Source organism: Methylophilus sp. Leaf416, assembly GCF_001424665.1.
Lineage (GTDB): Bacteria > Pseudomonadota > Gammaproteobacteria > Burkholderiales > Methylophilaceae > Methylophilus.
This window is the reverse complement of record NZ_LMQS01000002.1, coordinates 485,676-500,046: the sequence shown is the minus strand read 5'-3', so window position 1 is coordinate 500,046 and position 14,371 is coordinate 485,676. Positions and strand designations below refer to the sequence as shown.

At 47.8% G+C, this 14,371-nt stretch carries 11 protein-coding genes and 1 tRNA gene; 5 read left to right on the top strand and 7 right to left on the bottom strand.

Features of this window, described 5'->3' with window-relative positions; translation table 11 throughout:
* On the bottom strand, nucleotides 1–1,023 hold the full coding sequence (tsaD, locus tag ASG34_RS07265; RefSeq protein ID WP_055828697.1) for a tRNA (adenosine(37)-N6)-threonylcarbamoyltransferase complex transferase subunit TsaD: 1,023 nt from the start codon (nucleotides 1,021–1,023) through the stop codon (nucleotides 1–3).
* Between the two features lie 138 nt (nucleotides 1,024–1,161).
* On the opposite strand from tsaD, the gene rpsU reads away from it, so the two are divergent.
* The 5 genes from rpsU to ASG34_RS07240 all read left to right on the top strand — a co-directional run bounded on the left by rpsU (nucleotide 1,162) and on the right by ASG34_RS07240 (nucleotide 5,971).
* A complete protein-coding gene (rpsU, locus tag ASG34_RS07260; protein ID WP_055828694.1) occupies nucleotides 1,162–1,374 on the top strand; it encodes a 30S ribosomal protein S21 in 213 nt (70 codons plus the stop codon).
* Between the two features lie 129 nt (nucleotides 1,375–1,503).
* Complete coding sequence (locus tag ASG34_RS07255; RefSeq protein WP_055828692.1) at nucleotides 1,504–1,947, top strand: GatB/YqeY domain-containing protein; 444 nt, start codon at nucleotides 1,504–1,506, stop codon at nucleotides 1,945–1,947.
* A gap of 80 nt (nucleotides 1,948–2,027) precedes the next feature.
* Nucleotides 2,028–3,767 carry a DNA primase gene (gene dnaG, locus ASG34_RS07250; RefSeq protein ID WP_055828689.1) on the top strand — a complete coding sequence of 580 codons (1,740 nt, stop codon included), beginning with the start codon at nucleotides 2,028–2,030 and terminating at the stop codon, nucleotides 3,765–3,767.
* A gap of 158 nt (nucleotides 3,768–3,925) precedes the next feature.
* Nucleotides 3,926–5,872 carry an RNA polymerase sigma factor RpoD gene (gene rpoD, locus ASG34_RS07245; protein ID WP_055828686.1) on the top strand — a complete coding sequence of 649 codons (1,947 nt, stop codon included), beginning with the start codon at nucleotides 3,926–3,928 and terminating at the stop codon, nucleotides 5,870–5,872.
* A gap of 20 nt (nucleotides 5,873–5,892) precedes the next feature.
* A tRNA-Ile gene (locus tag ASG34_RS07240) sits at nucleotides 5,893–5,971 on the top strand.
* Nucleotides 5,972–6,304: 333 nt separating this feature from the next.
* On the opposite strand, the gene ASG34_RS07235 is transcribed toward ASG34_RS07240, so the two are convergent.
* From ASG34_RS07235 to ASG34_RS07210, 6 genes are all read right to left on the bottom strand, one after another.
* Nucleotides 6,305–7,651 (bottom strand): multicopper oxidase family protein, encoded by a 1,347-nt coding sequence (locus tag ASG34_RS07235; protein WP_369814187.1) that lies wholly within the window; start codon nucleotides 7,649–7,651, stop codon nucleotides 6,305–6,307.
* A 49-nt stretch (nucleotides 7,652–7,700) separates the two neighbouring features.
* Entirely contained in the window at nucleotides 7,701–9,080 is a 1,380-nt protein-coding gene (locus tag ASG34_RS07230) for a TolC family protein (protein WP_055828681.1), read from the bottom strand.
* Nucleotides 9,070–10,302 carry a DUF2231 domain-containing protein gene (locus tag ASG34_RS07225; RefSeq protein WP_156376467.1) on the bottom strand — a complete coding sequence of 411 codons (1,233 nt, stop codon included), beginning with the start codon at nucleotides 10,300–10,302 and terminating at the stop codon, nucleotides 9,070–9,072. The genes ASG34_RS07230 and ASG34_RS07225 overlap by 11 nt, the downstream gene beginning before the upstream one ends.
* Nucleotides 10,303–10,875: 573 nt before the next feature.
* Nucleotides 10,876–11,280, bottom strand: a complete 405-nt coding sequence (gene cueR, locus ASG34_RS07220; protein WP_055828674.1) for a Cu(I)-responsive transcriptional regulator — start codon at nucleotides 11,278–11,280, stop codon at nucleotides 10,876–10,878.
* Nucleotides 11,281–11,340: 60 nt separating this feature from the next.
* Nucleotides 11,341–11,538, bottom strand: coding sequence for a heavy-metal-associated domain-containing protein (locus tag ASG34_RS07215; protein WP_235559697.1), 198 nt, complete (start codon nucleotides 11,536–11,538; stop codon nucleotides 11,341–11,343).
* Nucleotides 11,539–11,611: 73 nt separating this feature from the next.
* Nucleotides 11,612–14,101, bottom strand: coding sequence for a heavy metal translocating P-type ATPase (locus ASG34_RS07210; protein ID WP_055829159.1), 2,490 nt, complete (start codon nucleotides 14,099–14,101; stop codon nucleotides 11,612–11,614).
* Nucleotides 14,102–14,371: the final 270 nt, after the last annotated feature.

The following is a 14,371-nucleotide window of genomic DNA, read 5'->3' as shown; positions in this document are numbered from 1 at the left end:
TTAAGCAGGCGCTTTGAGTTCTGCTAAATCCCAGCGGGGCCGCACGCTAAAGCTATAATCTGGTGTCTTTTGCTGCATGGCATGCAGGCGCATGGCACCGGCAAAGGCGATCATGGCGCCGTTATCAGTACAGAATTCCAGTCTTGGGTAGCTGACACTCGCACCACGTTTCAATGCTGCCTCGTTCAGGCGCTCACGCAGGCGTTTGTTGGCACCTACACCGCCTGAAACCACTAGTCTTTTCAGCTTGGTCTGCTTGAGCGCTTTCATGCATTTAAGCGTCAAAATCTCGGTCACTGATTCCTGGAACTCCCAGGCAATATCTTGCACGGTTTCCGCATCCAGTTGTGGCTGGTTATTAACTAATGTGAGCACTGCCGTTTTCAGGCCGCTGAAACTGAAGTTCAAGTCAGGGCTGGTAAGCATAGGCCTTGGCAGCTGGAAGCGAGGCTTTCCCAGCTCGGCAAGTCTCGATAACGCTGGTCCGCCTGGATAGCCCAGCTTCATTAATTTTGCTGTCTTATCAAATGCTTCACCGGCAGCATCATCTAGCGTATCGCCCAGCAATTCATATTGCCCGATGCCATCTACGCGCATCAATTGGCTATGGCCGCCAGAAACCAGTAAGGCAACAAAGGGGAAGGCTGGCGGATTTTCCTCCAGTAACGGGGCAAGCAAATGGCCTTCCAGATGGTGTACGCCGACTGACGGCACATTCAAGGCAAACGCCAGTGATTGCGCAATGCTGGTGCCAACCAGTAAAGCGCCGGCCAGACCTGGGCCTTGCGTATAGGCAATGCCTTGAATGTCCTGCAAAGTTTTGTCTGCCTGCGCGAGGACCTGCTGTGTCAACGGTAGAGCACGGCGGATGTGGTCGCGCGAAGCCAGCTCAGGCACTACGCCGCCGTAAGCGGCATGCATATCAATTTGCGAGTGCAGCGCATGGGCCAGCAAGCCGTGACGTGTATCGTACAAAGCGACGCCGGTTTCGTCACAAGAGGATTCAATGCCTAACACCAACATTAAAAAGGAACTCGCATATGATTTTTTACAGAAAAGATTGATAAAACCAGATAAGCGCGATAGAATACGCGGTTTTCAGTGCTGCATCAATCCGCAAGCACCTTAGTCTAACCAATAATTGTAAGGATAGGGATTTACATGACCGCTATTCGTGTGAAAGAGAACGAACCGTTTGACGTTGCATTGCGCCGCTTTAAGCGTTTGATTGAAAAAACTGGTTTGTTGAACGACTTGCGAGCACGCGAGTTCTACGAAAAACCAACCTGGGAACGTAAACGTAAAGCTGCTGCTGCGGTTAAACGTCAGTACCGTCGTCTGCGCAACCAACAGTTGCCAACAAAACTCTATTAATTTCTAGGGTATGTTTTGCGGTTAACCAGTGGCTGGGGTTAACTGAATATTGCAAAGGTTGTGGCGTGCCACAACCTTTAGCTATTTCTGTAGCCGGTATTTTAGTCAGTCTGTTTAATGGAAACGCATATGAGCTTGAAAGCACAAATCACCGAAGATATGAAAACCGCCATGCGTGCCAAGGATACGGCCAAGCTGGGTGTGATTCGTCTGATACTGGCGGCCATCAAGCAACGCGAGGTTGATGAGCGTATCGAGATGGATGATGCAGCTGTGATTACCGCGATTGAGAAGATGCTTAAACAGCGCCGCGATTCAATTGCTGCTTTTGAGAGTGCTGAGCGTCACGATTTAGCTGACCAGGAAAAATTTGAAGTCACCGTGTTGCAAACGTATTTGCCGGCGCAGATGAGTGAAGAGGAAATTAAGGCCATTATCGCTAAGGTAGTGGCTGACACCGGCGCCGCTGGCGCCAAAGATATGGGCAAAGTGGTCGGTGCTGTGAAACCGCTGGTTGCAGGTAAAGCGGATATGGCGAAAGTATCCGGCTTGATTAAAGCTGCTTTAGGCTAAGTTTGCAGCCGGTTGCAAAAGAGTTAGAGGGCGCATTGGCGCCCTTTGTTTTTTGCTCCGCATAAGCGATACTTCCATTTATGATCCCCGAAAGTTTTATTCAAGAACTGCTCAATCGCGTAGACGTTGTCGAGGTCATCGATAAGGCGGTTCCATTGAAAAAAGCCGGGGCGAATTACTCGGCATGTTGCCCGTTTCATAACGAAAAATCCCCTAGTTTTACTGTAAGCCCAACCAAGCAGTTTTATCACTGCTTTGGCTGCGGTGCCCATGGGTCTGCACTAAGCTTTCTGATGGAATACAACGGGCTGAGTTTCATTGAAGCGATTCATGATTTGGCCAGGCAAGTCGGCATGATTGTGCCGCAAGAGCAACGCGATCCTAGCCAACCAGAGCCCCCAAGCAAAGCAGTGATGCTGAGCTTGCAAGAGACTTTGCAACAAGCTGCCGTCTTTTATAAAGCTGAGCTTAAAAAATCACCACGCGCAATTGAGTATTTAAAAGGACGTGGCTTGAGCGGGCAGGTGGCAGCCAAATTCCAGGTGGGTTACGCACCTGCCGGTTGGCAAAATCTGCAAACGATATTCCCAAATTATGAGGCAGAAGCACTCGAAATTGCCGGGTTGGTCGTGCAGAACGAGCAGGGGCGTCGTTATGATCGTTTCCGCGACCGAATTATGTTTCCGATTCATAATCAGAAAGGTGAAGTCATCGGTTTTGGCGGGCGTGTGATTAATCCGGAAGATACGCCCAAATATTACAACTCCCCTGAAACGCCTTTGTTCCAAAAAGGCCATGAGCTATATGGCTTGTTTATGGCGAGGCGCGCCATTCGTGATGCAGGTCGTGTGCTGGTTGTAGAGGGCTACATGGATGTGGTGGCGCTGGCGCAATACGGTATTGAATATGCAGTGGCAGCGCTGGGCACAGCGACTACACCGTTTCATATCGCCAAATTAATGCGGCAGACCGACGAAATAGTTTTCAGTTTTGATGGCGATAAAGCCGGGCGCACAGCGGCCTGGCGCGCGGTGATGAATGCCTTGTCTGCGATTAAAGATGGCCTGAAATTGCGCTTCCTGTTTCTGCCTGCCGAACATGACCCCGATAGTTTTGTACGTGAATTTGGCAAAGAGGCATTTGAGGCAGAAATGGATAAAGCGATGCCGCTTTCGCAATATATTATCCAGCATTTGAGTGAGCATAATCCAATGGCGTCGCAGGAGGATAAAGTGCAATTCCTGAATGAGGCCGAGCCTATTCTCAAACAGATCCAGGCACCACGGTTTTCCATGTTGTTACGTAAAAAAGTCGCCGAAATGACCGGCTTAGGTCAAGCTGAAATGCAGCGCATGCTCAAGTTGCCGAATCCGACAAAGAAACAGGAAAAAGCACCGCGACAGCGTTCAAGAACGCCATTGTCATTGCATTTACGACTGGCGTTGATATTGCTCATGCGACCACAATGGGCACGGCACGATTTGCTCGATCAGGTGTTGGGCGAGAGTGATGAGGAGCATATGTTGCGTGAAGTCGTCAAAGCATCGATCGCGCACCCTCAGTCACGCCCGGTCGTATTGTTGCAAATAGTGAGTCAGGGTATTTCAGAAGTCTTGCGCAATCAGTTACATAGAGAATTGTCTTTACTGGATGAAAGCCTGGACTTCACACTTGAATTTGAGGGGGCGTGTACCCAATTATCCGATATGGCGCTAGCTGCGAGAGACAAATCGCTGCTTGGTAAACTCACAGAAAAACCGTTTTCTACACTCTCAGACGCTGAACGAGAGTCCTTACGGCAGTTAACCAGTAAGCGCTAACCTGTTTTTCCTAATACCCACAAAAACAGTCATGGGTATGCTTAAAGAAAATGCAAAAATCAGGTAAAATGTAGGGTTTCCCGTAATGTTATAGCGAGCGACGTGTCAGAAGGTGTGGTCGGCGCTCGACAACAATCATTTTAGAGGTGGAATCGGCCATGGCCAGACCAAAAGCAGATAAAAGTTTAGATAAAGAGCTCGGAATCAAAGAAGCCGAATCCCCTAAAGACCCGGCCACGCAGGCCATGGATGCAGAAGCGCGCCGTACCCGCCTGAAAACCCTGATTGTTCTGGGTAAAGAGCGCGGTTACCTCACTTACGCCGAAATTAATGACCACTTGCCGGATGATGTGCAAGACTCCGAGCAGATCGAGAGCATTATCGGCATGATCAACGACATGGGTATCCAGGTGTATGAAGAAGCGCCTGATGCCGAAGTGTTGCTGATGTCAGACGCACCGCCAGCCGTGACTGATGAAGATGCTGCTGAAGAAGCTGAACAAGCTTTGGCAACGGTTGATTCAGAATTTGGCCGTACTACCGACCCGGTGCGTATGTATATGCGCGAAATGGGTACGGTTGACCTGCTGACACGTGAGGGCGAGATTGAAATTGCCAAGCGTATCGAAGATGGCCTCAAGCATATGGTGCATGCGATCGCCGCCTGTCCAACCACCATCGCCCAGTTGCTCGAGATGGTAGATAAAGTTGAAAAAGACGAAATGAGCGTTGACGACCTGGTCGATGGTTTGATTGATAGCGATTTGGGTCTGGATGACGCGCTGGCTGCTGTTGAAGCAGAGGAAGAAGAAGGCGAAGAAGAGGAAGACGAAGAAGAGGAAGATGATGAAGCCAAGGCTTCTTCCATGTCTGCCGAATTGCTGGCAAAACTCAAAGAAGAGGTGCTCAACCGCTTCGCCGTAATTCGTTCTCACAATGCCAAGATGAATGAAATCCGTCAGGCTAAAGGGACACAAAACGACGAATATAAAACCCTGCATCAGCAAGTGCTTGATGAGCTGACCACGTTCCGTTTCTCAGCTAAGCAAGTTGAAGCCTTGTGTGACCAGGTGCGTAACATGGTTGAAGAAGTGCGCTCTCACGAACGCAAGATCATGGAGTTCTGTGTAGACAGAGCGGGCATGCCGCGTCAGCAATTCATCAAGAGTTTCGTTGGTAACGAAATCAACATGAACTGGCTGGATGGCGAGTTGGCTGGTAATCCTGCTTACGCAGAGCGCCTCACCCGCTTTACCCATTCAATTCTGGATCAGCAAGAGCGTTTGCAAAACCTGCAAATTCGTGTTGGTTTGCCGATCAAAGAGTTGCGCGACATTAACAAACAGATGACCACTGGCGAAGCACGTGCCCGTCGCGCCAAGCGTGAAATGATCGAGGCTAACTTGCGCCTGGTGATTTCGATTGCCAAAAAATACACCAACCGTGGTTTGCAGTTCCTCGATTTGATTCAAGAGGGCAACATCGGGTTGATGAAGGCGGTAGATAAGTTTGAATATCGTCGCGGTTACAAATTCTCGACCTATGCGACATGGTGGATCCGTCAGGCGATTACCCGTTCTATCGCTGACCAGGCGCGTACGATTCGTATCCCGGTACATATGATCGAAACCATCAACAAGATGAACCGCATCAGCCGTCAGATTCTGCAAGAGACTGGCCTGGAACCTGATCCGGCGACCTTGGCTGAGAAAATGGAAATGCCGGAAGAAAAAATCCGCAAAATCCTGAAGATCAGCAAAGAACCAATCTCGATGGAAACACCGATTGGCGACGACGAAGACTCCCATTTGGGCGACTTTATCGAAGACAACACCACACTGGCACCAATGGATGCTGCAGTGTACGCCAGCCTGCGTGATGCAACAAGTGAAGTGCTGGAGTCACTGACTCCGCGCGAAGCCAAAGTGTTACGCATGCGTTTTGGTATCGAAATGAACACCGACCACACGCTAGAAGAAGTGGGCAAACAGTTTGACGTGACCCGTGAACGTATCCGTCAGATCGAAGCAAAAGCGCTGCGTAAATTGCGTCATCCAACACGCTCCGAGCGCCTGCGCAGCTTCTTAGAAAACGGACAAGATTAGTTTATAATCACTCGCTTTCCGGCCCCTTAGCTCATGCTTGGTTAGAGCAGCGGACTCATAATCCGTTGGTGCTGTGTTCGACTCACAGAGGGGCCACCAAAAATTGCTGTAAATCAAAGGGTTACGTTAATTCGTAGCCCTTTGTTTTTATGTCAACTCTGCGAAAAGTTCAACCGGAGAATGGTTTAGCCAATGGATTAAGCAGAAGATAGGATTAAATGTTTTGTGAGAAGATGCACATAAGAGGTTATATAAAGATTTTGATATCTTAACGATAAATATCCTAACGGCTGTAAGATATAGGCATCGAAAAAACTAATTTCAGAAGAGGAAATGGCCTAGGCCATTGGAGTAAATAACAAAACGGCCTGCAAATGTGCAAGCCGTTTGTCTTAGTTAAGAGCAATATCCAAAGTCTAAGCCACAACGATACTAATGACCAGAATGGTTAATTGGTTTTCTGACATTCACTTCCAACTCACCTTCAGCATGTGGCTTTTGACGCTCCACTTTGGTTAAATCCACTTCAACTGCATGCGCTACAGTGCCGCTGGGATTTTTATAATCACCTGGATTTTTATAGTCATTTTTAGCGAGTCCATCTCGGACTTTCACGGTAGTAAACATTCCGCCCATCTCAAGTGATCCAAACTGTCCGTTGCCCATCATCATTGGCAATGTATTTTTGGGTAATGGCATATCCATCATCTCTGACATATCTGTCATCTCAGACATGCCCGTTTCACCCATAGGCATGTAGTCAGGTACGAGGTTAGTGATTTTCTTCATCAAATCCCCCTGTTTCACACCTATCATGGTGGGGAAACTGTGCCCCATGGCATTCATGGTGTGATGGCTTTTATGACAATGGAAAGCCCAATCCCCGGGTTCATTAGCAATAAACTCAATAGCACGCATTTGCCCTACGGCAATGTCGGTCGTCACTTCAGGCCAGCGTGCAGTTTTGGGCACCCATCCACCATCAGTGCCTGTGACTTCAAACTCATGGCCGTGAATGTGAATTGGATGATTTGTCATTGTGAGGTTTCCAATCCGTATGCGCACACGGTCATCCTTACGAACCACAATGGGGTCGATACCTGGGAAGGCTCGGCTATTCCATGTCCATAAATTGAAATCCAGCATGGTGTTAACTTTAGGGGTGAAGCTGCCAGGCTCGATGTCATAGGCGTTAAGCAAAAATACAAAATCACGATCCACCGGCATGAATTTAGGGTTCTTGGGATGCGTGATCCAACTGCCCATCATCCCCATGGCCATTTGCATCATTTCATCGGCATGTGGGTGATACATGAAAGTTCCGGGGCGTCTGGCTTCAAACTCATAAACAAAGGTTTTACCAGGCTCAATGGCTGGCTGCGTCAAACCACTGACGCCATCCATACCGTTGGGCAAACGTTGACCATGCCAGTGCACACTGGTTTTCTCGGGCAGGCGATTGGTCACAAAAATACGTACACGATCACCTTCAACAACTTCAATCGTAGGACCAGGACTTTGACCATTGTAGCCCCAGAGATTTGCTTTCATACCCGGTGCAATCTCTCTGACGACAGGCTCCGCAACGAGGTGAAACTCTTTGACACCATTGTTCATCTTCCAAGGCAAACTCCAGCCATTCAATGTGACTACAGGCTGATAAGGCCGTCCAGTGTTCGGGTGCAAAGGTTCCTGAGTATTGGCTACTTCGGAGGTAATGATTTCCGGGATGGCTGCCAATGCCACCTTGCTGACAGCACTGACTGCAACGCCAGCCATGCCTAATCCAGCATATTTAAAAAAGTTTCTTCTATCCATAGTTGTCATTTTATTGACCTTCCATCAAACGAGGACTAGCGACTAAAGCAGCTTGTAATTCAGCATCAGCTAACCAGAAGTCGCGTAATGATTCGATATAGCCTTTTACGCTTTGTACTTGTGCTCTGGCATCGCCAAATAATTCAAATGGGCTTGTGAGCATGCCGTTATAACGTAGCTGATCTTCGTACAATATGCGTTTACGTAATGGCACAATCTCATCGCGAATGTGACGAGTGACATCATGCCTGGTGCGGTAGGTGTTGTACCGCTCACGTATCTCAGATTGCGCATTGGTCACCAACTGAGCAGTTTCCTGTACAGACTGCATATAAATGGACTCTGCCCGTGGCACCTTGGCTTGGCCCCAGTCAAACAACGGGATTTCAAAAGCGATATCGATACCTTTTTTATAGGGCTCGCTTCTTCTGCCTTCCAATACACGTGCAGGGCCTAACTCGATCACATTGATGAATCGCGTTGTTTTGGTCAGTCCTAGCTGTTTAGCCAAGGCATCCATTTCAGAGCGCTTAACCAGCAGATCCAATCGTTGTTCATAGGCATTTTGTTCAAAGGCCTGTAACTCCGAAAGAGACTTTGGCAGATCAGGTAGCCGAGATTGGATTTTGAGTTGTGAAGCTTTTACGCCTAATTGCCTGGCTAAAGCCTCATATGCCCTCACTTCAGCATTTTTCGCATTCGCATATTCCAGTGCGGCATCTGCATAGAAGCTTTGCTCGCGTGACTGCTCCAGTCGATTCCAGTTGCCGGTTTCATGCAGTCGTTTAGCCAACTCAGCACTAGCTTCTGCAGACTCTTTTACTTGCGCGCTATATCTGGCCAGTTCAGTAGCGGCTACCGCATTAAAATAAGCGATACGTGTCTGATAGGCGAGCTTCAGGACTTCAATAGCGGTAGATGCTTGTGTCTGGGCAAAACGTCTTTTTTCAATCTCAACAGCTTTAGGCATAGTGATCAAGGAGAAGACGTTGAACGTGAATGCCTGCTCAATCTTATACTCACCAGCATCACGCGCATAAAGCATAGAGAAACGTGGATTAGGCAATCGGCCAGCCTGTACCAAGTCTGCTTCTGAGATGCCCAGTTCGTAGAATGAGGCCTGTAGTCCTTTGTTGTTAAAAAGCGCCACCTGTACTGCACCCTCTACATCCAAAGGTTGTGCGAGCAATGCCTGAGTCTTGTCCTGCAGGGACTTTTTAGACTCTTCAGTCTTAGCCCATTCATACTCTTGCTTCAGGTGCGGTTGAGTTTGCTTTTGTACCTCATCCATGCCGCCATCTTTTGAGAAGGTCGCGCATCCACCTAATAACAAGCTTACGGCAACAAGAATGACGCTGCGTGCCCTGAAGGTTCCAATATTAGTGCGCATGTGAATCTCCTTCAGATGATGATTCATGTTGATGACCTGAATGGTTGTCTTGAGCTGGTATTGCTGATTCACTTGCTTCACCATGGTGATGTCCAACGTGGTGATGACCACCAGATGCAGGTAAAGATAGAACACCAATGCCATGGCGATAAACCACTTCACCGCCCAGCCATGCCGTTGTCGTTACAGCCATGGATAAACCAGCCAGGCAAACTAATACAGGAATGGACATCGGCATGTCCTGACGCGACTTCAACGAGTGCCAGACTGCAACGAGCACCAATCCAACAGCAGTAGGGATTGCCCAGGCACGATGCAATAACATGGCAGCATGGCCGGCATCATCGTGATTCATGGTTGAGTTGAATGCCAGCCAACCAAAACCAACGGCAGCTACAGCACTCACAGCAGCTAGGATCAATACGTGATATGCTGCGGCATCCAATGAAGTGGATGATGCAGATTGGCGGCGCAAGCGAGCAGCTAGGCCTAAAATAAATGCCACCATCGTCAACGCAATTGGAAAGTGCACGATTGCCGGATGCAAATTTGGAACAATCTGGAAACCGGTGTGTTCTGAGGGCACTTCTGATTTAAGAGCTTCTGAAGACTCATGGATATGGCTTGAGAAATCCTCTTCCGCAAGCTCACTCTCCGAATTTCCATGCGCATGGGCCATTGATAAAGCCTCTTCACTCTCACTTCCCGAATGATTCATATTTTGCATGGAGTGATGACCCATTTCAGCATGCATTCCATGGTCGTGCGTGTGTGCCGACATTTCAGATGAAGATGATTTGTGATCCATGCTTGCCATGCTGTGGTCCATGTCCTCAGCCTGACTATTCATCTCATGCATTTTGCTATGGTCCATCCCCGGCATGCTGTTATGGTCCATGGGTGGCATCTGAGATTTTGAGCCGTGGGAAGCATGCGTATCGCCATGAGACATACTATGTCCCATCGCTTCATGATTCATTGGTTGGTCCGAGGCGTGCTGCATCCCCGACATTTGATGTCCTTGGTCTGCAATCGAAGAATCTAGTGATTTCCAATTTTTTTGATTGTCACTATTGGTCGCCTTGTAATCTTCAAACGTGGACTGGTATGGCGCGGGAATTTCTTCCGCAAATGATACGCCAATCCCCAATGCCATTGAAAGACATAGTAAGTATTGATGAAGAGGAGCTATCCAAGCTCTCTTTCGGGTAGGAAATTTCATATTAACCTCTCATTTAGAATTCCCAAACATCCATTGGAAACGCATTCTTTCGCCTGCCGCGAGCATGCAAAAGCATAAGTGTGGTGGCTAAAGACCTGATAGGACTTCAGCCAATAACAAACTAAATGAGGATAAAACGCGGAGGTCGCTCAGGGCCGGAGGATATGTGGCTAGTGAAATCTGGGACGATAAAACCTATTGCCGTACCTGCAACAATCAAATGATGCTTTAGATCACCACCCGAGGCTGCAAAGGCGAAGCCTGAACAGCAGACTGAACATTTGGAACAATGGTTACAAGCGTGCTTAGTATCATCTTGATGTTTGTGAGCATGACTATCCACAGCACCCTCGTGGTGTTCATGGCTATGACCACTGACACTTTCATGGTTGTGCTGGTTTTGTGGCTTTTCACAATTCATCATGCTAATCGCTGCAAATCCCTGCACCGGTAGAATGATTGTTATGAGCCAAATAGCGAAGATCTGGATGAGTTTTCTCACGATGAGATTATGATAACCCTAAATTAAAAATGATTCAGTGCCAAACTGAAATTTTCCTGTTATGAAATATCCTATGTTTGATTAAGCGCAAGTTGCTCCAGAATGGGGCACTCTGGGCGATCATCCCCATGACAGCAATGCACAAGCTTTTGGAGCTCCGACTTAATCGACATCAGGCTTTGAATCTTCTGGTTTAAGGCCTCAACATGGGCAGTTGCTAACTCTTTCACTTTGCTGCTTGGCCGATGCGGGTCTTGCCATAAGCTTAATAACTCCTCAATTTGCTTGATAGAAAAGCCTAAATCGCGGGAGTGTCTGATAAAGCTCAGCGTGTGGATGTCTTTTTCAGAATATTGACGATATCCCGCAAAAGTTCTTGAAGCAGCAGGCAACAACCCGACGCTTTCGTAATGCCGGATCATTTTGGTCGATATACCCGACGCCTTTGCAGCTTGCCCAATATTAAATAAACTCATCGTTCATGCCCAAGTGATAGGTAAGAAGCCTGCTGATATTGCTCAGCAGGCAGATAGAAATTACTTAGTTTCAGGTGGAAAACCAGCATCTATAAGCGCTGAAACGATCTCGTCTTTTGCAATACTGCTTTCAACGTTGACCGTTCTGGTTGGAGGATCCGTAGTAATGCTTGCTTCTGGGTCTATGGCTTTAATGGCACTTGTCACACCCCTTGCACATCCACCGCAGGTCATATTTTCAATATGAAATTCCATCATCAACTCCTTAAAGAATAATTGGTAGTAATTTAAGCTTAAAGGTTCCAATAATGGTAAGGTCAAGCATTATTATTCAAAGGTTTTGTGGATTGTTGAATTCCACTAGAGGTGGTTTGAATGTCCGTAAGCGCAAAGCATTCCCTAAAACGAACACGCTCGATAAAGCCATTGCGCCGGCAGCAAATACTGGTGAAAGTAGTAAGCCCCAGGCAGGATAAAGTGCACCAGCCGCTACCGGAATCAACGCCGTGTTATAAGCAAATGCCCAGAACAGGTTTTGATGAATATTTCCTATCGTTGCTTTGGATAAAGCAATCGCATTCGGCACTCCTTGCAGATTGCCAGACATCAAGACAACATCTGCTGATTCTACAGCGATATCTGTACCGGTCCCGATTGCCAGGCCCACATCTGCTTCTGCCAGCGCGGGGGCATCATTAATGCCATCCCCCACAAAAGCAATCTGCCCGTAAGTAGATTTCAAGCGACGTACAGCCTCCACTTTACCCTCAGGCATGACCTCAGCAATGACTTCATCAATGCCTAGCTGGCGGGCGACTGCATGTGCGGTCTTGGCATTATCTCCAGTAATCATAGCCACTTTCAGACCTAACTGATGCAGTGTAGCAATTGCACCTGGTGTTGAAGTTTTTATAGGGTCAGCCACTGCAATAATACCAGCCAACTGACCATCAATAGCGGCATATAAGGGTGACTTACCTTCTTTACTCAACCGCTCAGCAGTTTGCGCAAAGACGTTCAAATCTAACCCCAGTTGTCGCATGAAGCGATCAGCCCCCACTTCCACAAGAACACCTTCAACACCTGCTCTTACGCCCATACCAGTTACAGATTCAAAGTCTGTTAAAGACGGTAGCGATTGTCCATTTTCAGTGGCAGCGGCTACAATAGCGCGGGCGATTGGATGCTCGGATTTAGATTCAACCGCCCCGATTTTTGCAAGAAGACTTTTACGCTCGAAGCCCTCTGTAACTTCAAGGTCGGTCAGCACTGGCCGTCCTTCTGTGAGCGTACCGGTTTTGTCAACTGCGACAACTTTGGCATCCTTGAGTAACTGTAATGCTTCGCCTTTTCTGAACAAAACGCCTAGCTCGGCGCCTCGCCCGGTTCCTACCATGATTGACGTTGGCGTGGCCAATCCCATGGCACATGGACACGCAATGATCAACACGGAGACTGCATTCACAAGTGCGAAAGTCAACGCAGGCGAAGGCCCAAAAATCATCCAGCTTGTAAATGTGATCAATGCAGCACCCATGACAGCTGGGACAAACCACATGGTCACTTTGTCGACGAGCGCCTGTATTGGTAGCTTAGATCCTTGTGCCTGTTCCACCATACGTATGATCTGAGCCAGCATGGTTTGGTTACCAACGGCTGTCGCACGCATCTCCAAAACACCTTTCTGATTGATGGTGCCCCCGACTACGGAACTACCCAGGCTCTTCTCGACAGGCATGGGTTCACCAGTGATCATGGATTCATCAACGAAACTTTTACCATTGGTAACTTCACCGTCTACCGGCACTCTCTCACCCGGTCGCACTTCGAGCACATCATTCAGCACCACTTCATTGATATGCACATCCAAAAAGCGATGATTGCGCATGACATGCGCTTCTTTGACCTGCATTTTTGCCAGGCGCTTGATTGCTTCGGAAGTGTGCCCCTTGGCACGCGCCTCCAGAAATCGGCCAAGTAAGATCAAAACCACAATGACTGCAGCCGCTTCATAATAGACATTGACCGTTCCTTCCGGTAACAGTCCTGAAGCAAAGGTCGCGACTATTGAATATCCGAAAGCCGCAGCTGTACCTACTGCTACGAGCGAGTTCATGTCTGGAGCAAGCCTAAACAGTGCAGGAAAGCCTTTCTGGTAAAAGCGTCTACCAGGAAAAGCCAATACCAGAGCCGTCAACATAAACTGCACGTACCAACTGGTGTTCATGCCAATGGTATCCATGATTAATTCATGAACACCTGATATCAAATGCGCACCCATTTCCATTACAAACACTGGTAACGATAGTGCTGCTGCCAGAATGAGGTCCCGCTTCAACTTGAGTAATTCAATCTCTTTTTGACTCTCTGCTACATCCTGTACCGGGGAATCAATGACCTTAGCTTCGTAACCAATACGCTCGATCGCGGAAATCAAATCTTCTGAACTGGCAGAGCCATCAACGGAGGCACGTTCAGTGGCCAAGTTAACTGTAGCTTCAACGACCCCTGGTACAGATTTGAGGGCTTTCTCAACACGGCCAACACATGACGCACAGGTCATGCCAATAACATTGAGTTCTATTTTGGATGTTGGAACTTCATAACCAACTTTATGAACAGCTTCGATCAAGGCTGTGCGATTTACCTCTTCGGTAACGTGAATAGTCGCTCGCTCACTTGTCAGGTTGACTGAGACACTTTCAACGCCAGGTACCTTTGTTAAGGCGGCTTCAACACGCCCTACACAGCTGGCGCATGTCATCCCTTCGATAGGAAGTGAGATATTTTGGATGGCATCACTTAAAGTCTTTTTGGACATGCTCATAATCCGGAAACTTGTATTAAGTATATTTCCAGTCTAAAGCTTCCTACAATAGGAAGGTCAACTAATTTTTTCAATTAATGAATCCTATGAGGTGACGTTTATTCATCTGTGGTGGCCTATCTAATGTAACGCTTTGATTAGTACAAAATCAGTACACTAATCAGTTTTTTGAATATTAAAAAAATTACGCTAAATTACTGATTTTAAATTAATCTAGGTCCCTTACTTTAAACGTTGAGATGGTTGAGTTAAGACTATACAGAA

Excerpts from the sequence above, each read along its gene's own strand:
- tsaD (WP_055828697.1), bottom strand. The coding sequence starts at position 1,023 with ATGTTGGTGTTAGGCATTGAATCCTCTTGTGACGAAACCGGCGTCGCT.
- rpsU (WP_055828694.1), top strand. The coding sequence starts at position 1,162 with ATGACCGCTATTCGTGTGAAAGAGAACGAACCGTTTGACGTTGCATTG.
- ASG34_RS07255 (WP_055828692.1), top strand. The coding sequence starts at position 1,504 with ATGAGCTTGAAAGCACAAATCACCGAAGATATGAAAACCGCCATGCGT.
- dnaG (WP_055828689.1), top strand. The coding sequence starts at position 2,028 with ATGATCCCCGAAAGTTTTATTCAAGAACTGCTCAATCGCGTAGACGTT.
- rpoD (WP_055828686.1), top strand. The coding sequence starts at position 3,926 with ATGGCCAGACCAAAAGCAGATAAAAGTTTAGATAAAGAGCTCGGAATC.
- ASG34_RS07235 (WP_369814187.1), bottom strand. The coding sequence starts at position 7,651 with ATGGCTGGCGTTGCAGTCAGTGCTGTCAGCAAGGTGGCATTGGCAGCC.
- ASG34_RS07230 (WP_055828681.1), bottom strand. The coding sequence starts at position 9,080 with ATGCGCACTAATATTGGAACCTTCAGGGCACGCAGCGTCATTCTTGTT.
- ASG34_RS07225 (WP_156376467.1), bottom strand. The coding sequence starts at position 10,302 with ATGAAATTTCCTACCCGAAAGAGAGCTTGGATAGCTCCTCTTCATCAA.
- cueR (WP_055828674.1), bottom strand. The coding sequence starts at position 11,280 with ATGAGTTTATTTAATATTGGGCAAGCTGCAAAGGCGTCGGGTATATCG.
- ASG34_RS07215 (WP_235559697.1), bottom strand. The coding sequence starts at position 11,538 with ATGATGGAATTTCATATTGAAAATATGACCTGCGGTGGATGTGCAAGG.
- ASG34_RS07210 (WP_055829159.1), bottom strand. The coding sequence starts at position 14,101 with ATGTCCAAAAAGACTTTAAGTGATGCCATCCAAAATATCTCACTTCCT.